The organism is Paraglaciecola mesophila KMM 241, from assembly GCF_000315015.1.
GTDB classification, from domain to species: domain Bacteria; phylum Pseudomonadota; class Gammaproteobacteria; order Enterobacterales; family Alteromonadaceae; genus Paraglaciecola; species Paraglaciecola mesophila.
In genome coordinates, this window is the sequence record NZ_BAEP01000058.1 from 1 (window position 1) to 23771 (window position 23771).

The following is a 23771-nucleotide window of genomic DNA, read 5'->3' on the forward strand; positions in this document are numbered from 1 at the left end:
TTTTTTTTGGGGAACACACATAAACTAAAACACACACAACATATGACCGAAGAACATGCTATTAGTTCAAAAATATAAAATTTCTCTGTGATAGGTGTCATATTGGCGGTGAAGAACACAATTTGAGAGCAATTGACGAAAAATATCAAAGCTGATAATGATTAGAACAGTAAAAAACGTTCTTATTGGCATTTTTATGGGTAAAAAAAAGCCCGGCCAAAAAGCCGGGCTAAATAGTTTAATAAGGGAACACACATAAACTAAAACACACGCTAAATATGACCCATGTAATCTCAATTTAGTTCAAACAAAAATGCAAAAAAGTAAATTATTTAACTATCGGTACTAAATTGCAGATGAGAGCAGGCTGTTTGCCAACTAATCAGTCAACGGTAGCGTCTGTTCTTTGCCCTAAATTTGCGCATTGCGCCCTTTCCCTAAGGACTTTTCATTGGTCAAAAAAAAGCCCGACTAAAGAGCCGGGCTAAACTAGTTTAATCGGGAACACACATAAACTAAAACACACACTAGATATGACCGGCGTGTTCCGTCTTTAGTTCAAACAAAAATGCAAAAAAATAAATTACGTAACTATCGGTACTTGACCAATCCCTTCTGTTTGTTATTTAAAGATGAGGGGACTAGCGGCTAGCGTCTGATTCGCTTGAGGTCTGCAAATGTGACGTGCTTTTAGGTCAAAAAAAAGCCCGGCTAAAGAGCCGGGCTAAACTAGTTTAATCGGGAACACACATAAACTAAAACACACGCTACATATGACCGGTGTGTTCCGTAATTAGTTCACAAAAAGATCAAAAAAAATTAATTGGCGAGTTCAGGCTGTAAAAAATTCAGCTATTACGCTGGAGGCATTAAGCAAATAGCGAAATCAGTTCAGACAAGGTTTAGATGAGCGAAAATTGGATTTGCTATGCGATTTTATTGCGGGTAAAAAAAAGCCCAGCTAAAGAGCTGGGCCAAATAGTTTATTCAGGAAACACATATAAACTAAAACACACACCAAATATGACCAACATATCCTTTATTTAGTTCACTAAAAAGATTAAAAATATAATTATTTATCGATTGGTATGAAATTGGCGCGAATTTAATACAAAACAAGTCCGTTGGAGACAGTATTGAGGGTAGGTATTAGCGGTAAATGTTCAGCGTGATTGGCATTTATCCTAATTTTATTTAGGTCAAAAAAAAGCCCGACTAAAAGTCGGGCCAAATAGTTTAGTCGGAAAACACACATAAACTAAAACACACGCTAAATATGACCGTGAATATCGAAAAATAGTTCCCAAATAAATAACAAAAATTGAATTTATTGGTCGTTAGTACTAATTTAGAGGCCTGGAGGCTGTTTTTATCATCAAACGCAGGTTTATTTGAGATAGTTAGTATACCGGAATCGTGACGTAGTGAGTTCAGTTAATACTGCAGCTGCGTGTCTTTGCTTTGTGCATCTTGGGTTACCCAGAAGTACTTTAATTACAATGGTTTTTGATCGCGAAAGAATCCAACAGGCCTAATAGGCTAGGTCACCAAGCAATAACGAAGGGTAGGAAACGCAAAAGAGTTTGAACGGGAATCAAGGTAAGATATAAATACTAGGCAAAAAAAAGCCCAACCAGAAGTTGGGCTAAAAATTTCGGAAACACACATAAACTAAAACACACGCTAATTATGACCTTAGGTACTGCCAGTTAGTTCAAACAAATATACAAAAAATTATAAAAGGTAGTCGGCAACACTTACAACGCGTCCCACGGCGTGTTTTTGATTAAAAATTCTGGTCACAGCAAAAGCTAACACTCGCCCCATCCAACATTATAAAGAGTTGGATTCTGGTCCCGCTTACCACTAGTGCTTCTTACTAACAGTTCGTTAGTGGCAGCTTGTACCATTCAGAGCAGCGAAAACGAAGTAAACATGTGGAACCGAATGGCGCCTAAGTAAAAGCTTTGGGCCTATAAGTGCAAAAATAAAGATAAAAAAAGAGCAAAAAAAAGCCCAACAAAATGTTGGGCTAAAAAATTTTGGAAACACACATAAACTAAAACACACACAGGTAAGAGTCGACCGCGGATGAATAGTTCAATTGTGAGTGTAATTTTTGTTATCTGTTTAAAAGGTAGGGAGATTTAATTCTCATACTTACCATCGTCATGTCGATCGGGTTAGTATAGGCATTCATTGGGTGCGAATGAATCAACACTTGTGCTTCCTCTATAACTTTTGACGAGAGTGACGTATGTCTCGTAATGTGTACCTTCATCTAAAGTCCAGTCGAATTAAGCTCGGTCGATTCAAGCTTGGTCGAATTTTACTGCTGGCAGCTTCCATCTTTTGTCTGTCCAGTTGCACCACAACGCCACCAAAGAACATCAGTAATATTTGTGAAATATTTTTTGAAAAGCGCGATTGGTTTGATGCCGCTGACGACATGACGGAAAAGTGGGGCGTACCCATGCATGTGCCTATGGCAATGATGTATCAGGAAAGTTCGTTTCGAGCAGATGCCTTGCCTCCAAAAGACTATGTGTTTTTCGGTTTAATTCCTTGGGGGCGAGTGAGCAGCGCTTACGGTTACTCTCAAGCTAAAACTCCGACGTGGGCTGATTATACGCGCGAGACAGGAAATGGATGGGCGAGCCGAGAAGATTTTGACGACGCCATGGATTTCATGGGGTGGTTTATCAGTAAAACTAACAAAATTAACCGCGTTTCAAAATGGGACGCTGAGCTGCAATATTTGAATTACCATGAAGGATGGGGCGGTTATAAACGCAAAAGCTATCGTAAAAAACGCTGGTTACAAAAGGTCGCCAAAACCGTTAAGGCGCGCTCATTGCGTTACGCAACTCAACTTAAGGGCTGCCGTAAAGAGTTAGAGAAAGGCTGGTTTATGCGTTTGTTTACCTAACAATAAATGTTATCCACATAACTTGGAGTATTTAAAATTAACGGCAATGCCGCAGTAATGGAATATATTCTTAATACCCAAGAAGACAAGCGTGAGCGGCTGCTAAAAGTCATGACCTGCATTGAGCAGTGTGCGCCTCTTGCTAGTCTTTCTATGGATTATAATATGCCCACGTTTAGAACAGAGCAAGGCTGGATATCCGTCGCTAATCAAAAGCATTATTTGTCGGTTTATACTTGCCAAGCCGAACACATTGCGGCTTACAAAATGCTTTACCCTAAACAAAAAACTGGAAAGGGCTGCATAAACTTCTCAGATAAAGATGCAATTGATTTCGCAGCGCTGACCGACGTTATTAACAATGCACTGAGCGAATAAACTCCTAGGCCTCGCGCCATAAACATTACTCTTCGCGTTCTATACCAACTCCATTAAATAATTAGCCACTCAGCGAAAATTTAATGGAATTGGTATAAGTTCACGCGGCCATTGAGATTCTTTACTAGCTGTAACGCTCAATCACCTCTGAGCAGGCACTGCTTATTCGCCATTCACTTTATATATACCCTCCCATTTGAAATGCTGATGCAAACCAAAGCCTTGCTTAGGTTATCCTGCTTATACTGTCGATTTATTAATCAAACCTTGGGTCTTGATAGAATTGCTTGAGGCAATGAAGGGGAAGATATACCAAGGATAGGAGAAGCGAATGTCAGGCCATTTTCATTTAGCGGGTGAACAAGTAAAGCGTGAAGACATGTTATCCCGAGCGAGAAAAATTGCTCAAATGCTGCAAAACAAAGGGGTGTCTACTGGTGATGTGATTACCATTTTACTGCGTAACGATACTACGCTTTACGAGGTCGTCGAAGCATGTCGCTATGTAGGAGCTTATTATGTCACTTTAAATTGGCATGGCACCCAAGCTGAATTAATGCCCATCCTTAGTGATAGCGGCGCGAAAGTATTAGTAGGGCACAGTAATTTACTGGATCAATTTACGCAACCGCTACCTCCAGACTTAGCCGTCTTAGTGGTTGATACGCCAGACGTTATCAATCAACGCTACGCAAAGTCCGATGTGCTTCCCACAACAAAAAGTTCGACTGACGATAGGCTCAGCGCAACTGCCCATTGGGAACGCTTGACCGCAGTGCTGCGTGATACCCCTGAAATCGAAAGTCAGCCTGAGCGCTTTAGGGGCATGTTTTCATATACATCCGGAAGTACAGGGCAACCAAAGGGCATTAAACGCGAATACGATGAACAAAGACCCGATCCTTACACTGTCTTTGCTGGCCTAGCAAAGGCGCTTATGCAATTAGACAGCGGTGATCGCTTCTATATAGCAGCGCCGCTTTACCACAGTGCCCCACATGCATTGACACTATGCTGCCTGGCGGCAGGAAACGTAACTGTATTTATCGAGCCTAAATTTGATCCAGAGCGCTTTTTAGCCGATGTGCAGCAGCACAAAATAACCCATACCTACATAGTGCCTACTATGATGATCCGCTTGTTAAAGCTGCCACAAGAGGTACGTGAAAAATACGATGTGTCGAGTTTACGGTACGCGTTATCCACGGGATCGGCTTGGCCTGTTGATGTTAAGCAAGGCATGATTGATTGGTTCGGGCCGATATTTTTTGAGTCCTATGGTGCCAGTGAATTAGGTTTTATGACGTTAATTTCATCTGAAGAGTCGTTGGCGAAACCCGGCTCAGTAGGTAAAGCCATAGCAGGCGGTTCGATCATTATTCTGGATGATGCTATGCAGCCAGTACCTATAGGAGAGTCGGGCTCTATTTACGTGCATTTGCCTATGTTTGGGCCGTTTAAATACACCAATACGCAGGGGACGCTCGATGGCCTACATTATCAAAATTACACCACTCTCGGTGATATGGGCTATTTAGATGACGAAGGATACTTGTTCATCAACGATCGTAAGAAAGACATGATCATATCTGGCGGCGCGAATATATTCCCCGCCGAAATAGAGGCTGTTCTTATTCATATGCCGCAAATAGCTGATTGCGCAATCTTCGGTATTCCTGACAGTGAATTTGGCGAAATGATAGTGCTAGCGGCTCAATGTCAGCCAGGCCAACACTTAGACATAGCACAAGTATGTGAGTTTTTAGACGGGCGTATCGCGCGTTTCAAATGGCCTAAAAAACTAGATATACATGATCAATTGCCAAGAGAAGACAGCGGCAAAATATTTAAACAACGCTTACGAGCAGCGTATGTTTAATCGGGCTCGCGGATAAACAAATTGACTGCGCAAGTGCACATTTCTTCGATATGACTGCGATCAGCGTATATGCCATCTATTAATAAGCGTGCGATGCCGTGCATCGTGCCCCAGGTGACTTGGGCAAGACGAAGGGTATCTTCTTGTGGTGACATTAAACCCTGCTCTTGCCATTTTTTGGTCATTTCAACTTGGCGCTGAAAGCTAGGGTAAGCAATGGCGCGCAGATCTTTAGTCGCGCTGTTCTGCTTCCATATTGTGCGGCCAAACATCAGGTCGTACATTTCAGGATTTTCAGCGGCGTAGCCAATGTAGCTTTGAAAAAACTGATGATATTTTTCTCGGTTACTGATGTCGGTTTGCGCCAAAATACGCTCTGCATTGCTATGCCAATGATCAAAACCTTCTTGAGCGATGGCGCACAGCAGTTCATTTTTATCTTTAAAATGATGGTAGGGCGCCGTGCGCGAAACACCCACTCGGTCCGCCAATTTGCGCAGAGAAAGGCCTTCAATGCCCGATTCGCTGAGCATGGCTTTTGCTGCTTCAAGCAAACTAGAGCGAAGGTCGCCGTGATGATAGCTGCCTTTGATGGTAGCTTTTTTAGATGTTGTATTTTGCATAATGATAATTTACCACACATCTTGACAGCGTCAAAATAAGACTTTATCTTGACGTTGTCTAGTTTAACTGGCTGATGGGCGTGAAATCGTTTTTCACGAGAAAACGCGCTAATTAGCAACCTAAAATCCGTAAAATGGAGAATAACGTGTCTGATTTAGATTTTTCAAAGCTGGAAACCTTGAGTGTCAGTATTGACCAACATATCGCTCATATTCAGTTGTCTCGCCCCGAAGCATTGAACAGTATGATCCCTATATTTTGGCATGAGCTGCCGGCCACCGTTCGCAAAATTGATGAACAGTCAGCAGCGCGTGTCATTGTTATTTCCTCGCAAGGCAAACATTTTAGCGCAGGCATGGACTTGTCAGTTTTTACCCAAATGGGTAAGGACTTTGTAGGCGAGCCTGCCCGTCGAGGTGAGCGAATGCGTCGCATGGTGCTAGAACTTCAAGACAGTTTTAATGCTCTAGAATCAGTTCGCATGCCCGTATTAGTCGCTATGCAGGGCGGTGTCATTGGCGGAGCAGTTGACATGGTTTGCGCAGCAGACAGTCGTTACTGCACTGAAGATACTTACTTCACCATTAAAGAAACTGAAATTGGCATGACCGCAGATGTGGGCACGCTGCAGCGTTTACCGCATCTTATTCCTCAGGGCTTGGTGCGTGAACTGGCATATACCGGCCGTAACATGGGCGCTAAAGAAGCCAAAGAGTCTGGTTTAGTGAATCAAGTATTTGCTGACCAAGAAAGTTTGCTCGCAGGCGTCATGAAAATAGCGGCCAAAATTGCCAGTAATTCGCCTCTCGCCGTAGCGGGTTGTAAAGAAATGATCAACTACACCCGTGACCATACAGTAGCAGATGCATTGAACTATATGGCTACATGGCAGACGGGTATGTTTCAAATGCCTGACATTCAAGAAGCCATGAGCGCAGCGCAAGAACGTCGTAAACCCGTTTACGAAGAATTACATAAGAATATCAGTGGAATGCAGCGTAATAAGTAAGCGCTGATACAGAACAAAACAGGACCAAAAAATGACGACATCAACAGCAAATGTAGCAGGCGCTAGCGTATATCCAAACCTTCTTAAGCCACTGGATTTAGGCTTCACTAAATTAAAAAACCGTGTATTGATGGGCTCAATGCATACTGGCCTCGAAGAAGCTCCTAACGGCCATGAACGCATGGCGAAGTTTTTCGCTGAACGTGCCAGAGGCGGTGTGGGCCTAATCGTGACCGGTGGCATTGGCCCCAATGATGAGGGCGCAACACACAAAAACACCAAACGCCTGAGCAACGATAAGGAAGTGGCTCATCATAAGGTCATCACGGATGCGGTGCATAACGAAGGCGGCAAAATCTGTATGCAAATTCTGCACACCGGTCGTTACGCTTACAACCCGAATTTGGTTGCGCCATCAGCGGTGCAAGCGCCTATTAATCCGTTTAAGCCTAAGGCTTTAGATGACGATGGGATTGAAAAACAAATAGAAGATTTCATTTTCACCTCAACTCAGGCGCAAAAAGCCGGTTATGATGGTGTTGAAATTATGGGTTCTGAAGGGTATTTTTTAAACCAATTCATTGCTGCTCGTACTAACCAACGCGACGATGAGTGGGGTGGTAGTTACGAAAACCGCATTAAATTACCTCTAGAAGTAGTGCGCCGTGTACGTGAAGCTGTAGGTGAGAAATTCATTATTATTTACCGCTTATCGATGCTTGATTTAGTAGAAGGTGGTTCTACCTATGAAGAGGTGGTCGAGCTAGGTAAATTGATTGAGAAAGCCGGTGCGACCATCATCAATACGGGCATCGGGTGGCACGAAGCACGTATTCCTACTATAGCGACCAAAGTCCCACGTGCGGCGTTTACTTGGGTAACAGCAAAATTCCGCGAATCATTGTCTATCCCCGTCATTACCTCTAATCGCATTAACACCCCCGAAGTGGCCGAGCAAGTGCTTGCCCGGGGCGATGCGGATATGGTTTCTATGGCGCGCCCGTTTTTGGCCGACCCTGATTTTGTTATTAAGGCTATCGAAAACCGCTCTGATGAAATCAATACGTGTATTGGTTGTAACCAGGCCTGTTTAGATCACGTGTTTGAAGGCAAGATGACCAGTTGTTTGGTTAATCCTAGAGCATGTCATGAAACTGAGCTTAGTATTCTACCTACTCAACAGCCCAAGAATATTGCGGTTATTGGTGCAGGCCCAGCCGGGCTGGCAGCAGCAAAAACCGCCGCTGAGCGTGGTCACTCTGTTACCTTGTTTGATTCGTCCGATGAGCTCGGTGGGCAATTTAATATCGCTAAGCAAGTGCCGGGCAAAGAAGAGTTTTACGAGACTATCCGTTACTTCAAACGCCAACTCGAATTACACAATGTGACTGTTAAGCTCAACACGCGAGTGAGTGCGAGCGACTTAAACGATAGTGATTTTGATGACGTGATCGTTGCGACGGGTATTGAGCCACGCACACCGCCGATCGAAGGTATCGACCATGCGAAAGTTATGACCTACATCGAAGTGATTAAAGAGCACAAGCCGGTAGGTAAAAAAGTGGCTGTGATTGGCGCCGGTGGTATTGGTTTTGACGTATCTGAGTTTTTATCACACTCTGGGGAATCAACTAGTTTAAGCATTCCTGCTTTTATGAAAGAGTGGGGCATTGACATGACGTTCTCTTCTCGCGGTGGTATTGAGGGCATGAAAGCGCAGCCTGCACCGTCACCAAGAGAGATATTCTTGCTGCAACGCAAGACCACCAAAGTGGGCGCAGGCCTTGGTAAAACCACGGGTTGGGCACATCGTGTTGGTTTGCTGAATAAAGGCGTGAGCATGATTGCCGGTTGTGAGTACTTAAAAATTGATGACCAAGGCATTCATATTAAAGTGAACGATGAGGTGCAAGTGCTGGACGTAGACAATGTCATTATTTGTGCGGGCCAAGAGCCACTGCGTGAATTGGTTGAAGGTTTAACCAAACCGTATCACCTAATCGGTGGTGCTGACGTAGCAGCGGAACTTGATGCTAAGCGCGCTATAGACCAAGGCACCCGTTTAGCGGCTGAATTGTAACGACGCGATAACAATACTGCGTGATTTACCAAACGCGAGCCCCCATTACTGAATTTCAGTAATGGGGGCTTTTTTTGAGTATTGGTTGGGGACTATTTATCTTCAAAAAAGCATTTAGTGAACGCGATGAACGCTTTTAACCTAGCAGATTGATGTATGAGCTGCGGGTGAATTAGATAAATCGCGAATTCCGCATGCAGTGCATTTTCCAGAATGGGCACTAATACGCCTGAATCTATTTCTTTATCCACCACATATTCAGGCACCAAAATAATACCGTTATCTGCAATCGCATGCTTTTTAAGAATAAGGTTATCGTTTACTGCTATTGGGCAATTTACGTTTGTTTTTTTGTCTGCAAATTGCCATTCGCTCTTCAGTGATTGACTTAAACAAATATGCTCAATTAAGTCCTCTATACGCTTAGGTGTGCCATGTTTAGCTAAATATTCAGGGCTTGCACAACAGGTATGGCGGTAATCAAACAGCTTTTTAGCAATCATGTTTTGCGGGGGCGTTTTGGTTGCTCTAAAGGCTAAATCAAAATCGTTATGGGAAAGGTCATAGGTGGTGTAGCTGCAATCAACACTGACCGAAATTAAGAGATAGCACGCCTGAAATTCAGCACATAAATCCAGTATATAACGCTGAGCAAATTGATTGGGTGCAGTGATGCGTAGCACGCCCTCAAGGGCGTCGTTGTCGTGACGAACTTCACGCTCTAGGGCCAGTAGCGAGCGCTTTATTTGATTCATGCCTGCCAGTAATTGCGCCCCTTCTTCGGTTAGCGACACATGACGCGTGGAGCGAATAAACAAATGTTTATCCATATCTTGCTCAAGTTTACGAATTTGTTCTGATAAATACCCACGGGATATTGAAAGCACTTGTGCTGCGCGGGTGAAGCTTAATTGCTTTGCTACTTCGCTGAATAAAATTAAGCGTTCAAACTTTTTATGTTCACGGCTCATGGCAAACGATCACACTGGAAAATAATAGCGACATTTTAGCGTTGCATTGTTCGCTATATCAAACAATGTTTTCACTAACTCCCTCTTTTGCTTTGCCGTTAACTCACTACACTGTGCACAACGACTATATTCCCCTAAGAGGCTTTCATGACAAACTCGTCTTCCCCCCTAACTCACTATTTACCCAACGTTAGTTCAATTGTTTATGGCTGCATGGGTCTTGGTGGCAATTGGGATGATTCACCCATTACTAACGCATATGTCGAGCAGGCTAATGACTGCGTAAATACCGCATTAGAATCAGGGATTAATTTTTTCGACCACGCGGATATTTACACGCTCGGTAAAGCCGAGCAGGTATTTGGCAAGGTACTTAGTGAACGCCCACAGTTACGTAAAAAAATTTACATTCAATCTAAATGTGGTATCCGGTTCGCGGATGCCAATGGCCCCAAACGGTATGACCTATCAGCAGATTGGATCGAAGCCTCGGTTGAGAGCAGCTTGCAACGTTTAAACACAGACTATTTAGACGTACTTATGTTGCACAGACCGGACCCCCTTATGCAACCTGAAGAAATTGCACGGGCGTTTGAAGCCTTAAAGCGTGAAGGCAAAGTACACCATTTTGCCGTGTCGAACATGCAACACCATCAAATCGCATTTTTGCAACACGCATTGGATGAACCGTTAGTGGCCAATCAAATTGAAGCGAGTTTACTCAAACAAGACTGGATTGATGAAGGCGTTTACGCGGGGAACAGTGAAGGGCGCGACATCAATTTTACGTCGGGTACGTTGGAATACTGTCGCCGTCAAAACATACAACTACAAAGTTGGGGGAGTTTAGCCCAGGGCTTGTATTCAGGGCGGGATGTAAAGGGTGAATCGGATGCCGTACAACGCACTAGTCTGTTGGTTACAACCCTAGCTGATGTCTATAGCACAAGCCCTGAAGCAATAGTACTCGCTTGGCTAATGCGCCACCCAGTAAGGATGCAACCTGTTATTGGTACCACAGACTGTGCTCGGATCGCGGCGTCTTGCCAAGCAATGAATATCCAGCTCAGTCGCGAGCATTGGTACGCCTTGTATGTAAGTGCTAAAGGCCACGAGTTACCGTAACAAGGTTGTGCTTAAACATTACCAATTGGCATTCAGCATCAGCAATTAACAGCAAATAAAAACAAAAGAGCGCTTTAATGGATTTAAATACAGCAACAAATATGATGCAAGCGGCCATAACATCGGCGCGTGCAAACAATCAACACATCGCGATTTGTGTCACCGATAGTCACGGCGAACTGTTGTGCTTTAGCCGTATGGATGATGCCAGCTTGCAAGCGGGTGTTTTGGCGCAAACTAAAGCATATACCGCAGCACGAGAGCGCCAAACTACCCGCCAACTCGCCAAGTGGGCGCAAGAAACCCACAAAGATATGGGGTATTGGAATGACGCTAAATTTACTGGGATCGCAGGAGGTGTGCCGGTATTTATTGATGCAAAATGTGTGGGGGCAATGGGGGTCAGCGGTTTGAGCGAATTCGAAGATGAAGCAGTAGGAATAGCGGCAATTGAAAAGTGTGGTTTTGCTATAAAAGTTAAGCTGAAGGAGACCGCAGCATGATATTGGGCAGAGCATTATTACTAATATTTCTTACTGGCGTTGTCGCCGGTTGTGGCACTGCTGAAAATCAGGATACGCAGCACACAGTAAACAGCGGGAGTAAGGTCGTTGGCACCGGTACCGCGAACAACAAACTGCCAAACGATAACTATCTGTTACGTGATGTGCGCGACGATGTGTTTTATTTCGTGATGCCAGATAGGTTTAACAATGCTGACCCAAGCAATGATAATGGTGCTTTAGAGGGCGGTATTTCTGCTGGTGGCTTCGATGCAACGTCAAACCGTGGCTTTCACGGTGGTGATATGCAAGGTATTGAACAGAAACTTGACTACCTGCAAGGCATGGGCGTGACCGCCATTTGGATGACGCCAATCTTACGCAATAAAGCGGTTCAACGTGATGGCGTTGCCCATCATGGTTACTGGATCGTGGATTTCACCGAGATTGACCCACATTTTGGCTCAAATAACGATCTTAAAAGCCTAATTGCTGCGGCACACAAAAAAGGCATTAAAGTCTTTTTCGATATTATCACTAATCACACTGCCGACGTGGTGAAGTATGAAGAGTGCCATCACGCCAACGGTGATTTTAAGAAAGAGAACCACTGCTTGTATAAGTCTTTACAGCAGCTCACCGAGGGAGACGATTACACACCTTTCGTGCCGCTTAACGAACAAACGGTAAAAGTGCCAGGCTGGCTAAACGATCCGCAATTTTACCATAACCAGGGGGATACTACTTTCAAAGGGGAGAGCTCGTTAAACGGTGATTTCAATGGACTCGATGATTTAGATACAGAAAATCCTGAAGTGTTGCAGGGCATGATCGAAATCTACAAAAATTTGATCAAAGAATTCAAACCCGATGGTTTTAGAATTGATACGGTGCGCCATGTGCGCTTGCCATTTTGGCAAACGTTCAGCCCATCGATAATGGCGTATGCACAAGAGCAGGGCATACCTAATTTTCATATTTTCGGTGAAGTGTATGACCCAGACCCAGCGCAATTAAGCCGTTTTACCACTGAAGGTAAACTGCCGTCGGTTTTGGATTTCGGTTTTCAGCAAGCCGCTGCTGACGTGTTTTATCGTAAACATCACCCCCAAACTATTGATGCTTTATTCGCTCAAGATGATTTATACACAGATGAGGACAGTCAAGCGGATTTACTGATGACCTTTTTAGGTAATCACGATATGGGTCGCACCGGCTACTTTATCGAGCAAGGCGTACCAAATGCTAGCAACGAAGAAAAACTGAAACGCAGCATTTTGTCTCATGCGTTTATGTATTTATCTCGTGGTATACCTGTTGTGTATTACGGGGACGAGCAGGGCTTTACCGGAGACGGTAATGACGTAAACGCCAGACAAGATATGTTCCCTTCTTTGGTTGCCAGCGACAACGACAATCCATTGTTAGGCAGTAACGCGAGCACTGCAGATAATAACTTTGACCCTTTACATCCTATTTATCAGGCGCTGAGGGACTTAGCACAACTAAGGCATCAACATGCAGCATTGCGCCACGGGCAATATGAGAGTCGTTATTTCAGTGATGATTCGATGATGTTTGCCTTTGCTCGGAAATTGCCCCAAGGCAAAGAGTATTTGGCGGTGTTTAATGCCGGTACTGAAGCCGCTAGCATGAAGTTGTCCGGGCGGTCAGAGCATTATGAAGGTCTTGTTGAAGCGACTAGGTTCAACTTAAACAATGACGTAATTAAGGTAACGGTGCCAGCCTTGAGTTTCGCTTTGTATCAAGCTAAATAACCTGAATACTGGATAAGCCGAGCCTCTCGATAACGCCCTTTTTGTGCCTAGCTGCGTTGGGTTGTCTAGCAATAACACGTTATTACGTACGCCAATCCGCCTTACTATGCACGAAAAATTTCGTCACCGAGTAAGCTTTAGAGTAAAACAACTTGGGTGTAAATGCGTAAGCTATTGAATTATAATCTTAAACCCCATTGGAGCGACACTTCTTATCCAGAACTCAGGTTAAATAACGTAATCTACTTTATTTTTATCACAAAAAGCCGCAGACGTTATTGCTCTATCAGTGCATTAATATCTGCGTGTTAGCCTATTTATATGACTCAGCGTTCTTTCTTAGCGCGCCAAATGAAGCTTAGTAGAGTGACACCTGCAAGAACAAAGCAGTAAAACGAATAGGGAATAACATCTACCGGCGACAGTGAGAACGTTGCGCCGATAATCAATAACTGCCCGCCGTAAGGAATTAGCCCTTGTACCACACAAGCAAAAATATCAAGCAAGCTGGCGCTGCGCTTGGGCTCGATACCGCCTTGTTCAGCGAGGGCTTTAGCCGTACTACCGGCGACAATAATCGATACGGTGTTATTGGCAATACATACATTTAACGCGCTGATAAGTACCGCGATACCCAACGAGTTACCAATTTTAATTGGTAACGCTAGAGCACGAATGAGCTTGCTGATGGACGCTAGCAAAAAATCGATGCCCCCTTGTTGGCGCATGAGTTCAGATAATCCGCCGAGCATCAGCGATAAAATCATAATCTCCTGCATTTGGCCAAAACCGGCATACACATCTTGCCCCACAGAAACCAGCTGGTAATCAGTGATACTCATGCCGATAATTGCGCTAGATAAGATACCAATCACTAGCACTGCGAACACATTAACCCCGGCAACCGCTAACACCAAGATCAGCACATAGGGCAGGGCTAGCCAGCCGTTCGTGCCTTGGGGAATATTTGCTTCTCCGGTTTCGCCTAATACGACCAGTAGCACGATGACAATCAGGGCAGCAGGTAAAGCAAGGTGTAAATTAGCCTTGAATTTATCGCGCATTTCACAGCCTTGTGTGCGCGTTGCGGCGATAGTGGTATCTGAAATAATCGATAGGTTATCGCCAAATATCGCGCCGCTGACCAATACACCTGCTACTAATGCCGGCTCGATGCCTGTGGCTTGTGCTACACCCAACCCCACTGGGCCAAGGGCTGCAAGTGTGCCCATGGATGTGCCCATAGCGGTGGCGATAAACCCCGCGATTAAAAACAACCCGGGCAAGATAAATTGGGCTGGAATAATACTCAGGCCTAAGCTTACCGTTGCGTCTACTCCACCAGTGGCTTTAGCCACGGCAGAAAAAGCGCCCGCTAATAAATAGATAAAACACATGGTAATAATATTGTTGTGACCCGCCCCTTCGACGTATCGCGCCATGGTTTGGGTTAGGGTTTCCTTTGACAGCAAAACCGCGAGTATCACCGCAGGCAGTAACGCTGACGGGGAGGGTAACTGATAAAAAGCATACTCCACGCCTTGCGCTTGATAATAAAAGCCGACACCCAAAAACAGTACTAAGAAGGTAAGCAGCGGCAACAGCGCAAGTTTAGCGGTAGTCGAATAAGGGTTTAACGAAGGTGAAGGAGCTTGCATAATTTTACCATGGACGTTTAGACGTCTAAAATACTAACCGTCTGGGGGAAAATAGCAAGTTTAGTTCGTTATATCTCAATATTTTTCAACATGATCAGGTGCTTGCGTGGATATCAGCATTATATCTGTTTAATTGCTTTGCTTTTTATGTAGCAAATAAAAATTGTTGAAGAAAAAATTGGCGCATTGTATTTGTTGCTGTAATTGAAATTGAATCTATAAAGTATTGAATTTAGTTGAATAGTCGGCCACGTTGAATTAATCTTTTATGCCTAAAAAAATTACCAGCTAAGTTGTTGCTGATTGATACCGTTTGCTCACGACAGCAGCATGCCTTAATTAAAATCTATTGCGTTTAGAGTTGTTGAGTGTAAACAATACGAGGAACAAGGATGAAGTTTAGAAATATTCAAATATATACCATGTTATTTGCAACCGCTTTTCTGTTTGGTTGTGCTTCTAAGCCCGTAGGTGAATCGTTTGTAAAGCAAGATACAGCTGCTGATACCGACAAAGCAAGAGTGTTTATTTATAAAAACAAGCAGTTGTATGGCAGTGCCTTTTCATGGTTGATTACGGAAGGTGATACTGAATTAGCTGTTATGTCGACTAATACCTATTTTGTTTTTGATTCAACACCTAAAATGTTGACACTGAAGGCTGATTTAAGGTCTACCCCAACATATTTTCCCACAAGTCCTTTGGGCGTCGTTATGGATACCATTGGCGCTGCAAACGCGCACGAGACGAATTCGAAAATTAAATTAGAAGAGCTTCATACTTTTTCGGCATCCCCTGGAACTACGTATTATTTTAGGTTGGAGTTTAAGCACGATGTCGTTAGTTCACCCCAACCCTATTTGGTGGCAGTTAGTGAAGAAGATGCACTCAAGGAAATGCAAGGCACTCGTTTAGCCTTGTTAGAACATTAACTAAACGGAATAATTTAACAGATTATCTGCGTAGGTCTTGGCACGCGCATTCGTGGTTCACGAGTGCATATGTCGATACATGAAATCGCCAAGTATTTTCTATTGCACCTCTAGCGTATTTATCACTCACTGAGTGATTCATCAATCATCAGATCATCTAAAAGGTTTTCTAACCAAAACGATTTCAAATAACAATGCTTCTCTGCGCTGAAAAATATTTCATGAAGTTACATTCCATAACACTTTGCGCATCAATGTTAACAGGCGCTTTAAATGGCATGAGGTATTATTCTTGCGTCATATAAATACCTAATTGTTATGTCGAATCTGTGCAACTGAAATCAGTGCGCTTCGGTTTTCTCCCTAGCGCTTCTGCCACGACGCGACAACATTACGCCACACATTAATCTATAGGAACGTCCATGGACGCTTGGAATCTGATCTGTTTTTTAGGGGCACTGGCTGTCCTTATCGCTTTTACCAATCAATTCGTGCTCAAACTGCAAACAACCATTGCTATCACCACCGGCTCTGTGGTGATTTCTTTGTTACTAATATTAGCGGTAAAACTGCTGGGGGATAACTCTGCCCAGTCGCTTATCAATGTGGTCAGTGAACTAAATTTTAATCAGATTCTGCTTAATGGCATGTTGGGCTTTTTATTATTTGCAGGTGCTATGGAGATTGATTTACGCGCTTTGCGTCGTCAGCGATGGGAAATCACCATACTCGTGCTGTTTTCTACCGTTGTTTCTACCATCATAGTCGGGTATTTAAGCGCCTTTGTTTTAGCGCAATTTGGTTGGAACGTACCCTTTATTTACTGCTTGTTGTTCGGTGCGCTAATTAGCCCCACAGATCCCATCGCAGTGCTGGCGATCATTAAGCAAATGCAGGCACCTAAAAACATTTCGATTCAAGTCGAAGGAGAGTCTTTGTTTAATGACGGGGTAGGCTTGGTTATTTTCTCTACTTTGTTTGCCGTTGCGTTTAGCGGCGTTGAGCCAACTTTTAGCAGCGTGGCTGAGTTGTTCTTAACAGAAGCGGTGGGGGGGATTGTTTTTGGTTTAGTGCTTGCGGTGATTGCCCATTACTTGATCATAAAAAGTCCAGATATTAACGTTCGCTTATTAGTCACCTTGGCTATTCCATCTGCGGGTTATGCGCTTGCAATCGCATTGCATGTATCAGGTGCGCTGGCGATGGTGATGTGCGGGATTTTCATCGGCAATGTCACTCGCTCAAAAGGGGCGTCACTTGCGCGTATTTCTAGTATCCGCTTTATCAAGAACTTCTGGCATGCCACAGATACCTTCCTAAATGCTTTGCTGTTCTTACTGATCGGCATGCTGATTGTCAGTATGAGCCTGTCTTTAGATGAAATCTTGATTGGTCTTTGTATGATCCCCGCTGTGTTATTCGCGCGTTTTGTCAGTGTAGGGGCCCCTTACTTGGTCTTTAGGCAGTTTAGGCGCTACGACTTAAACTCCGTGCGTATTCTTACCTGGGGCGGTTTGCGAGGTGGTTTAGCACTAGCGATGGCGGCGTCTATTCCCAATGACACTATGCTAGGTAATGGTCACAATTTGCATAATTTAATGGTTATCGTGACTTACATAGTGGTTATTTTTTCCATCGTGGTACAAGGCTTAACAATTTCCCCCTTAATCAAGAAGAGTATTGCAGCATCTGAGCCTAACACCTAGGCATCTTGCTCACTTGTGTGTTTCGCACTTGATCCTTCAGGCCAAGAAAGGTGAATAAGTCATTAGACTAACGTATAGCTTACTCGGTAAATTAACTGAGTAAGCTATACGTTTATTTGGTCCTATTGAGTAATGAGGTTTGGTGTTATGTTTCAATTGATTTATGTAAGCGATTTTGCAATGGCGCTTGATGAAAATGATTTGCAAGACATCCTTATCTCAGCCAGGGCAATCAATAGTGAACAGGGGATAAGCGGTAAGCTTATTACGGTGTCTCGCCACTTTTTTCAAGTGATTGAAGGTGATGAAGCGAAGGTTAATCAGCTATATGCCAAAATAAAGCAAGATACACGGCATGAAAATGTCCGCTTAGTAATGACAAAAAGTACTGGTGTGCGCGAGTTTGGTGACTGGTCTATGGGGTTCTCAAGTTTACTTGAATCCCAGCAAGCGCAAGATGCGGCTTTTATATTGAGTGATTTTGCTAAGCGCGAAAGCTTTTCACCAGAACATCACAGTGGCATTGGGTTACTACTCAAGCAGGTATAAGAAGATGTAACCTTGGTCAAAGGATTTGACCAAGGTTTTTTATTCAATACTTTTTATTTCTCAGTCACTTGATAAATAGTCACTGTGCCGCTTACTTCATTGCCGATAATCAATAGTGCATTGCCATTTGGGCTGTCGCTTGGGGCGACAAATTTAATGCTCTCAGGCCCTAGATCTCCCGATATCGCGACTTCGCTGCAATCCATGCCTTCGGCTTCATCGCAAGGATTGTCTAAATCATCGTCTAGCTCGAAGTCTGTGCTGAAATCACGGTTGTTATAGTGAGCAACATAGGCAACATTGAATGGATTTGTGACATCGTAAGTGAACAGATCACCAGATCGTTCTTGGGCAATAAATGCGTAAGTTCGACCTTCTATTTCCCCTACGGCAATGGCTTCAGGCTCTCCGCCTTTATCATCTGAACGGTTGTCACCTTTGTTCTCTGTATGTGCGCTATTAAAATCATTGCCTAAAATAGCTGCTGAAATCTTACCGAAGTCATCGCCAGAATCGTACACCAGATTAATGTTTTGATCCCAGATAGAAAACGAACGTGCGCCGTAGGCGTACAAGGCTTCAAACTCACCGTTTTCATCAGCGTCCCCTAAGGCCGTAGTGACTTTTAAACGCCCTAGGCCATCATCACCGCCACTTACATCATAAGCGGATTGTAAGCTAGGAGAGAGTGTCATATTCAGCTCGTCTTCATCGATGATATCCGCTACTCTGACTTCTTCTGAGTAGGCGTCATAATCACGAGAGTCCCCTTCATTGGCTGACAAAATAAAGGTCGCGCCATTGTATTGGTAAGACGTGATCGTATCTGGTTGATACATACCGTACAGGCCATCAACGCTGCTGAAATTAGGCAGTTCGTCCTTATTGGTGAAATCTAGCTCGAAATCACTCCAGTCCTTAAAGCCAAGGGCACGCACTTCAATGGTCATGTCGTCTAAATCAAGAATGCCAATGGCGTTACTTTCTTGAAGTGATACATACGCGGTTTTGCCGTCTGCTGCGTAGGTAATGTATTCGGGCTCTAATTCTTGCGCGACTGTCATGCCCGCTGGACCGGCAAATTTAACCCCTGACGCTTGTAGCAGAGCCATACGTTCTGCGTCCGTGTCGAAATCTTCATCATCAAGTGTGTCACTTGAAAACGTCATATCTGTGGTGAAGTTAATTGTTTCTGCTGTGTCAGCTGGAACACCATCTGTGATGGTGATCATGGACACACTGCCTTGTGGGTCAACTGCGTAATCTGTATCCGGCTCACCTTCATTGGCGACTAATACATTAGTGCCATCAGGGTTAAACGCCACCATATCCGGTAGAGCGCCTGCTGCAACCGCCTTGACAAAGGTTCCTTGGCCAGTTGCATCTAAACTGTAGAACAATACGGCTCCTTGGCTGGTTTTCACACTGGCCTGGACTGCAATCGCCAGCATGTCACCGTTAATGGCAATGGAGTTGGCTGCCCCTAAGGTGATGGTTTGATCTGCATTTGCCGCATCTTTTACCGTTACGCTATCAGCGAAGGTAAACGCGCTGGATTGTAAGCTGGCATCAGAAAAAGGGTTAGCCACAGCAGCGGTGGTTAAGCCCGATAAATCAATCACTTCAATTTGATTAACTGCAGAGTTAATGGCGAAGGCGGTATTCGAAGCTTGGTGAAACTGAACGATTTCAGCTGCACTTTTACCAAATACCTCTATGCCACCTGCTGTAAAGCGGCCAACCACTTCAATGTTTAAATCACGGGGTAGACTTTGGCCATCGACTCCGTCAATGCCATTTGTGCCGTCAACACCTGCGGCGCCATCTTGCCCGTCATCGCCTTCAAGGGCACAGCCTGAAAGGCCAAAAACAACGGCCATACTTAAGATACTAAGTTTTAACGCTTTATTGAGTGGTTGCACTGCTTGTTCCTTATTTTAATTGTCTTGAGTAAACGCAGCCCAACAACTTAGAGTGCCCATGTGACTCTTTAACGACAAAAAAATGAACAAATTGTGACGGCGGGTATTTTAGAAAACGAAACTGGGAGGAGAGCAAACATCAGAAAATTGCTTAGGTGAGAAAGCAGACCTGAACTGAACAGTAATGGTGGATCCACTATACTGATGATTAGATTCAAGCCTGAATATATGAAAGCGTAAGCGTGTTATTAAGCCATTTCAGCCATAACTTTACCAACGTTTGACATTACCTGAGCTAATTCTTTGGTTGGGCTAAAATCGATAAATTTTAAGTCCTTGTCGACGATGGCGGTGTGCCCTGGCTGCGCGTAGAAAACGTCGCCGGCTTCAAATAACTCTTGTGTACCGTCATCGTATATAAAGCGGAAGGTCCCTTCGAATATATAACCCCAATGCGGGCAATGACAGTTGTTGTTGTTTAACCCTTTGAGCAAGGGCGTAAAATCAGTGCCTTTTGGTAGTTCATGAAAAACAACGGTCATGCTTCCCAATCCCGCTGGGGAGCGCATGATCATTCCGGGGGCTTGCATTACAACGGGTATATCTTCCTTCTTCATTTTCATGGTTATTTCCTTTCTATAACGCGAAAAAAGTAATGCTGTTTACTACTGGACAGCGTAAAGGGTAAGTCAACAAACTCGGCTTACCGCTGATAGAGTATAGATAAAAAATATAAATCCGAGTTTGATGCCAAAACGATTTACACGGAATGAAAGCTGATTTTTTAAAAAAAGGACCTCAATCCGAGATAAAAAAGCAGCCCGCAGGTACGAAAGACAGACGTTTGGCGAAGAATCGATGGTTTAAGTGGATTATTCAGAACTCTATCTTACGTTCTGTTTTAGAAGAGTATGAGCAAATTTGATTGTCCATTAATTGCCAAGAGCGGACATTCGGCATTAACTTTTTGTGCACCATAAGATCCCATTTAGCCGGATTACAAATTCCCTGACTTGCCAATTATCTCGTATTTAAATGGACTGTATAAAAAAACAGGTGCAATCGGATTTAGTGAATAATGCCCATGTCGCTTCCTATTATGTAATTTTGGTTGGTCTCGCTTTGTTTTTCTTAAAAACGCTAAGTTATTAATTTAACTATGGAAAATATTTTTCACATGGTTTTTAATAGGAAGCAGAAAAGTCTCGTTAAACCGAGGTCTCCTTTTGCTTTTGCAACTTCGAGTGGTTTTACTCGTACGATAGTAAAAATACTGAATAAAATCGGAAGGCAAGAACTTAAAATGACGAAAAAAACTACCGAATCGAGAAGTTACATATACGACATGCTCAATAATAAGCGTTAGCAGTATAAATCATGTATCGATTATTAATTTTACCGCTGATCTTAATATCAACATTACTCTACGGACAGAATACAATGTTGTGGCCTTCGTTAAGTGACTATAAATATACAAGTGGTCGCCAAGCCACAGAAGATGATATTAATTTAGGTGCTGCAGTGTTTATGCTGCAAGTCGAAGGGAAAAATATTGGTAAACCAATCGATATTATAATACCACAATATGCTATTCATATTGACCAAGAAACGGGTGAAAAGACAAAAGTTATAATTATTCAGGCTGAAGAAACTGACGACTCCCAAGTTATTGGGGCAATTAACATTCAAACAGACGAATTTATTGCGGCTTTAAAGTTTGAATTCGAGTTCTTAGGAAATAAAAAACCAAGTGCAGAGTAGTATACTGCTAACAAGGCATCCAAACGGACTAAAAACAGTTGGCTGTTTTCACTCCGTTCAACATTATAGCCAACAATTTTTAGCCGCTCAATGTGGCGTTAAATGAACTAAGGAAGGTCTAGTTGAAATTTCAAATCATTAAGTTGTTATTAATTTTACCAATTACAATTGCGGCTAATGTCAGTGAAAATAACTTTGCGGATGTGAAGCTAACCCATATCAAACCAGGAAAATCTGATGCTCAATGGATTAGAACTAAACAGGTCACTCCAATGTATCCAATGGATCTTGCGATGAAAGGTATTGCTGGTTGCGGCATATTTAAAGTAACTGTAAATGAAAATGGTAAAACAGATAACGTTGAATTAATTAGTTCAATACCGAAAAAAGTTATTTATAAACCTGCAAAGAAAGTTATAAAAAAATGGAAATGGCAAAATATTTCTGGTCACCCTAATGCTACTGAAGAAAAACTGATTAGGTTAGATTTTTGTATGGGTGGTAAAACAGAAGCCGAGGCAAAAGTAAGATGTGCTGAACAAGCAAAGTTAAAGTGTAGTGAATAGTTCACTTAACAAACAAATTAGGGCCGACGCGCACACAGCGCGCCCCATATGTTAAGCGTTAATGACCGCTTTACGCTCATAGCCGTCTGTCACAGTCGTTCGAAATCTTTCTGTCCCGAATATCACAATATACGTGAACTCAAACAGATTAAATGGAGTGCTGAAAAAACAATTTTGACGATGAGAGTCCGGTCCGTGAGCTACATTCCGCCTACAAATTCTTGCCATGATAAAAGGACTTCTTTGAAGTCTTCTAAACCGCAACCGCAGATTGATTCCTGATCGTATAATTCGGTGTCTTCAGGAATATCGATTTCACCTTCATCTCGGGTTATCGCTGCGTAAACTTCTATCTCATCTCGCGTTAAATCCATATTGAATTCACGCCCTTGCAGCGCGTATTGCTCAATGTTTTTGTGTTCTAATTGTTGAATAACATCCAACAAGTGGTGTATTTTCTGACGATCTCGACCGAGTTCTTCACTAAACCATAAGCCGAGCGTTTCTGCTCCCATTTCAAAAATGGCGGCAGGCTCTGCGCGATCGTTGCGAATAAATTGATAATCCATTAGGTGTCCAAAAAGATTAAATTAAAAAATGTCGCCGCGGGCTTCGATCTGAGTTAAATAAACTCGCAAGTCAAACTCCAGTTGATGGTAATCCGGCAGCATATGTAAACATAGTTGATAGAATGCTTTGCTGTGATCTTTCTCTTTTAAGTGTGCTAATTCGTGCACCACAATCATGTTAAGGAAGGGCTCTGGAACACGTTTAAATAGCGTACTAACGCGAAGTTCATTCTTGCTTTTGAGTTTCGCGCCTTGCACCCGAGAAACATACGTGTGTAAACCTAACGCATGGTTAACCACATGTATTTTGGGATCAAATGCGATTTTACTAAGTGGTGCAGACTTGCGCATAAAGCGGTTCTTTAAGTCCATAACATATTGCCGTAATGCATTGTCGTTGCTGACGTCATGCACATGGGGATAGCTTTTGAGCAAATAGTCTTTTAATTTATCTTGCTCAAGGAGCTGCTCTATTTTGTCTTGCAGGTGTCCAGGGTATGCAGCTAAGTACTTCATTGTATGAATATTAATGACTCGATTTTTTAGGCTCAGGCCAAACAAATTCATCCGCAGAAGCGGGCGCTTGAACGGTCTTTTTAGGGGAGCGAGACTTGCTCCTAGTGGTATACAAATAAAGCTCTTCGACTTTGGCTCTAGCCCAAGGGGTTTTGCGTAAAAACTTTAAGCTTGATTTAACGCTTGGGTCGCTTTTGAAACAATTGATTTTTACTTGCTCGTGCATTTGCTCCCAGCCTAGCTTTTCGACCAGAGTTTCCACTATGTGTTGCAAGGTTAAGCCGTGCAAAGGATTGTTTTTCTGAACTGTCATTCT

The 23771-nt window shown here is 43.3% G+C and carries 21 protein-coding genes; 13 read left to right on the forward strand and 8 right to left on the reverse strand.

Features of this window, described 5'->3' with window-relative positions:
- The first annotated feature begins 2257 nt into the window (after positions 1-2257).
- From GMES_RS14090 to GMES_RS14100, 3 genes are all read left to right on the forward strand, one after another.
- A complete protein-coding gene (locus GMES_RS14090; RefSeq protein ID WP_226990308.1) occupies positions 2258-2929 on the forward strand; it encodes a transglycosylase SLT domain-containing protein in 672 nt (223 codons plus the stop codon).
- Positions 2930-2986: 57 nt separating this feature from the next.
- The gene (locus GMES_RS14095) at positions 2987-3307 is read left to right on the forward strand and encodes a DUF1801 domain-containing protein (RefSeq protein ID WP_006993393.1); all 321 of its coding nucleotides are present in this window, start codon (positions 2987-2989) and stop codon (positions 3305-3307) included.
- A 331-nt stretch (positions 3308-3638) separates the two neighbouring features.
- The gene (locus GMES_RS14100; RefSeq protein WP_006993394.1) at positions 3639-5186 is read left to right on the forward strand and encodes an AMP-binding protein; all 1548 of its coding nucleotides are present in this window, start codon (positions 3639-3641) and stop codon (positions 5184-5186) included.
- Here GMES_RS14100 and GMES_RS14105 read toward each other — a convergent pair.
- On the reverse strand, positions 5183-5809 hold the full coding sequence (locus GMES_RS14105) for a TetR/AcrR family transcriptional regulator (RefSeq protein ID WP_006993395.1): 627 nt from the start codon (positions 5807-5809) through the stop codon (positions 5183-5185). The genes GMES_RS14100 and GMES_RS14105 overlap by 4 nt on opposite strands.
- A gap of 134 nt (positions 5810-5943) precedes the next feature.
- Between GMES_RS14105 and GMES_RS14110 the strand changes: the two genes are divergently transcribed.
- Both GMES_RS14110 and GMES_RS14115 read left to right on the forward strand, forming a co-directional pair.
- A complete protein-coding gene (locus GMES_RS14110; RefSeq protein ID WP_191917730.1) occupies positions 5944-6819 on the forward strand; it encodes a crotonase/enoyl-CoA hydratase family protein in 876 nt (291 codons plus the stop codon).
- A 31-nt stretch (positions 6820-6850) separates the two neighbouring features.
- Complete coding sequence (locus tag GMES_RS14115; RefSeq protein ID WP_006993397.1) at positions 6851-8899, forward strand: NADPH-dependent 2,4-dienoyl-CoA reductase; 2049 nt, start codon at positions 6851-6853, stop codon at positions 8897-8899.
- A gap of 92 nt (positions 8900-8991) precedes the next feature.
- On the opposite strand, the gene GMES_RS14120 is transcribed toward GMES_RS14115, so the two are convergent.
- Positions 8992-9870, reverse strand: a complete 879-nt coding sequence (locus GMES_RS14120) for a LysR family transcriptional regulator (protein ID WP_006993398.1) — start codon at positions 9868-9870, stop codon at positions 8992-8994.
- Positions 9871-10017: 147 nt separating this feature from the next.
- Between GMES_RS14120 and GMES_RS14125 the strand changes: the two genes are divergently transcribed.
- The 3 genes from GMES_RS14125 (at position 10018) to GMES_RS14135 (ending at position 13276) form a co-directional block, all read left to right on the forward strand.
- A complete protein-coding gene (locus GMES_RS14125; protein ID WP_006993399.1) occupies positions 10018-10995 on the forward strand; it encodes an aldo/keto reductase in 978 nt (325 codons plus the stop codon).
- A gap of 77 nt (positions 10996-11072) precedes the next feature.
- Positions 11073-11498, forward strand: coding sequence for a GlcG/HbpS family heme-binding protein (locus GMES_RS14130; protein WP_006993400.1), 426 nt, complete (start codon positions 11073-11075; stop codon positions 11496-11498).
- Positions 11495-13276, forward strand: a complete 1782-nt coding sequence (locus GMES_RS14135) for an alpha-amylase family glycosyl hydrolase (RefSeq protein ID WP_006993401.1) — start codon at positions 11495-11497, stop codon at positions 13274-13276. The genes GMES_RS14130 and GMES_RS14135 overlap by 4 nt, the downstream gene beginning before the upstream one ends.
- A gap of 326 nt (positions 13277-13602) precedes the next feature.
- On the opposite strand, the gene GMES_RS14140 is transcribed toward GMES_RS14135, so the two are convergent.
- Positions 13603-14934, reverse strand: coding sequence for a Na+/H+ antiporter NhaC family protein (locus GMES_RS14140; protein WP_006993402.1), 1332 nt, complete (start codon positions 14932-14934; stop codon positions 13603-13605).
- A 392-nt stretch (positions 14935-15326) separates the two neighbouring features.
- On the opposite strand from GMES_RS14140, the gene GMES_RS14145 reads away from it, so the two are divergent.
- The 3 genes from GMES_RS14145 to GMES_RS14155 all read left to right on the forward strand — a co-directional run bounded on the left by GMES_RS14145 (position 15327) and on the right by GMES_RS14155 (position 18121).
- Positions 15327-15866: a hypothetical protein gene (locus GMES_RS14145; RefSeq protein WP_006993403.1), complete on the forward strand. Its 540-nt coding sequence runs from the start codon at positions 15327-15329 to the stop codon at positions 15864-15866.
- 422 nt (positions 15867-16288) lie between these two features.
- Positions 16289-17572, forward strand: coding sequence for a cation:proton antiporter (locus tag GMES_RS14150; protein ID WP_006993404.1), 1284 nt, complete (start codon positions 16289-16291; stop codon positions 17570-17572).
- Positions 17573-17719: 147 nt separating this feature from the next.
- Positions 17720-18121, forward strand: a complete 402-nt coding sequence (locus GMES_RS14155) for a BLUF domain-containing protein (RefSeq protein WP_006993405.1) — start codon at positions 17720-17722, stop codon at positions 18119-18121.
- Between the two features lie 53 nt (positions 18122-18174).
- On the opposite strand, the gene GMES_RS14160 is transcribed toward GMES_RS14155, so the two are convergent.
- Together GMES_RS14160 and GMES_RS14165 are read right to left on the reverse strand one after the other, a co-directional pair.
- Positions 18175-20043, reverse strand: coding sequence for a choice-of-anchor I family protein (locus GMES_RS14160; protein ID WP_006993406.1), 1869 nt, complete (start codon positions 20041-20043; stop codon positions 18175-18177).
- A gap of 248 nt (positions 20044-20291) precedes the next feature.
- Positions 20292-20666 (reverse strand): cupin domain-containing protein, encoded by a 375-nt coding sequence (locus GMES_RS14165; RefSeq protein ID WP_006993407.1) that lies wholly within the window; start codon positions 20664-20666, stop codon positions 20292-20294.
- Between the two features lie 754 nt (positions 20667-21420).
- Between GMES_RS14165 and GMES_RS14175 the strand changes: the two genes are divergently transcribed.
- Complete coding sequence (locus GMES_RS14175) at positions 21421-21804, forward strand: hypothetical protein (protein ID WP_039987490.1); 384 nt, start codon at positions 21421-21423, stop codon at positions 21802-21804.
- Positions 21805-21926: 122 nt separating this feature from the next.
- Positions 21927-22370: an energy transducer TonB gene (locus tag GMES_RS14180; RefSeq protein WP_006993410.1), complete on the forward strand. Its 444-nt coding sequence runs from the start codon at positions 21927-21929 to the stop codon at positions 22368-22370.
- A gap of 200 nt (positions 22371-22570) precedes the next feature.
- Here the strand turns inward: GMES_RS14180 and GMES_RS14185 are convergent, their stop codons facing one another.
- The 3 genes from GMES_RS14185 to GMES_RS14195 are packed head-to-tail and all read right to left on the reverse strand — an operon-like array spanning position 22571 to position 23768.
- Complete coding sequence (locus GMES_RS14185) at positions 22571-22939, reverse strand: YacL family protein (RefSeq protein WP_006993411.1); 369 nt, start codon at positions 22937-22939, stop codon at positions 22571-22573.
- A 21-nt stretch (positions 22940-22960) separates the two neighbouring features.
- Positions 22961-23455, reverse strand: coding sequence for a M48 family metallopeptidase (locus GMES_RS14190; protein WP_039987491.1), 495 nt, complete (start codon positions 23453-23455; stop codon positions 22961-22963).
- Positions 23456-23465: 10 nt separating this feature from the next.
- Positions 23466-23768: a VF530 family protein gene (locus GMES_RS14195; RefSeq protein ID WP_006993413.1), complete on the reverse strand. Its 303-nt coding sequence runs from the start codon at positions 23766-23768 to the stop codon at positions 23466-23468.
- Between the last annotated feature and the right edge of the window lie 3 nt (positions 23769-23771).

Bases quoted from the DNA above. Each gene is read 5' to 3' on its own strand.
- GMES_RS14100 (WP_006993394.1), top strand. From the start codon at position 3,639: ATGTCAGGCCATTTTCATTTAGCGGGTGAACAAGTAAAGCGTGAAGAC.
- GMES_RS14195 (WP_006993413.1), bottom strand. From the start codon at position 23,768: ATGACAGTTCAGAAAAACAATCCTTTGCACGGCTTAACCTTGCAACAC.
- GMES_RS14150 (WP_006993404.1), top strand. From the start codon at position 16,289: ATGGACGCTTGGAATCTGATCTGTTTTTTAGGGGCACTGGCTGTCCTT.
- GMES_RS14110 (WP_191917730.1), top strand. From the start codon at position 5,944: ATGGAGAATAACGTGTCTGATTTAGATTTTTCAAAGCTGGAAACCTTG.
- GMES_RS14090 (WP_226990308.1), top strand. From the start codon at position 2,258: ATGTCTCGTAATGTGTACCTTCATCTAAAGTCCAGTCGAATTAAGCTC.
- GMES_RS14095 (WP_006993393.1), top strand. From the start codon at position 2,987: ATGGAATATATTCTTAATACCCAAGAAGACAAGCGTGAGCGGCTGCTA.
- GMES_RS14115 (WP_006993397.1), top strand. From the start codon at position 6,851: ATGACGACATCAACAGCAAATGTAGCAGGCGCTAGCGTATATCCAAAC.
- GMES_RS14125 (WP_006993399.1), top strand. From the start codon at position 10,018: ATGACAAACTCGTCTTCCCCCCTAACTCACTATTTACCCAACGTTAGT.
- GMES_RS14165 (WP_006993407.1), bottom strand. From the start codon at position 20,666: ATGAAAATGAAGAAGGAAGATATACCCGTTGTAATGCAAGCCCCCGGA.
- GMES_RS14155 (WP_006993405.1), top strand. From the start codon at position 17,720: ATGTTTCAATTGATTTATGTAAGCGATTTTGCAATGGCGCTTGATGAA.
- GMES_RS14135 (WP_006993401.1), top strand. From the start codon at position 11,495: ATGATATTGGGCAGAGCATTATTACTAATATTTCTTACTGGCGTTGTC.
- GMES_RS14175 (WP_039987490.1), top strand. From the start codon at position 21,421: ATGTATCGATTATTAATTTTACCGCTGATCTTAATATCAACATTACTC.
- GMES_RS14190 (WP_039987491.1), bottom strand. From the start codon at position 23,455: ATGAAGTACTTAGCTGCATACCCTGGACACCTGCAAGACAAAATAGAG.
- GMES_RS14185 (WP_006993411.1), bottom strand. From the start codon at position 22,939: ATGGATTATCAATTTATTCGCAACGATCGCGCAGAGCCTGCCGCCATT.
- GMES_RS14145 (WP_006993403.1), top strand. From the start codon at position 15,327: ATGAAGTTTAGAAATATTCAAATATATACCATGTTATTTGCAACCGCT.
- GMES_RS14105 (WP_006993395.1), bottom strand. From the start codon at position 5,809: ATGCAAAATACAACATCTAAAAAAGCTACCATCAAAGGCAGCTATCAT.
- GMES_RS14140 (WP_006993402.1), bottom strand. From the start codon at position 14,934: ATGCAAGCTCCTTCACCTTCGTTAAACCCTTATTCGACTACCGCTAAA.
- GMES_RS14130 (WP_006993400.1), top strand. From the start codon at position 11,073: ATGGATTTAAATACAGCAACAAATATGATGCAAGCGGCCATAACATCG.
- GMES_RS14120 (WP_006993398.1), bottom strand. From the start codon at position 9,870: ATGAGCCGTGAACATAAAAAGTTTGAACGCTTAATTTTATTCAGCGAA.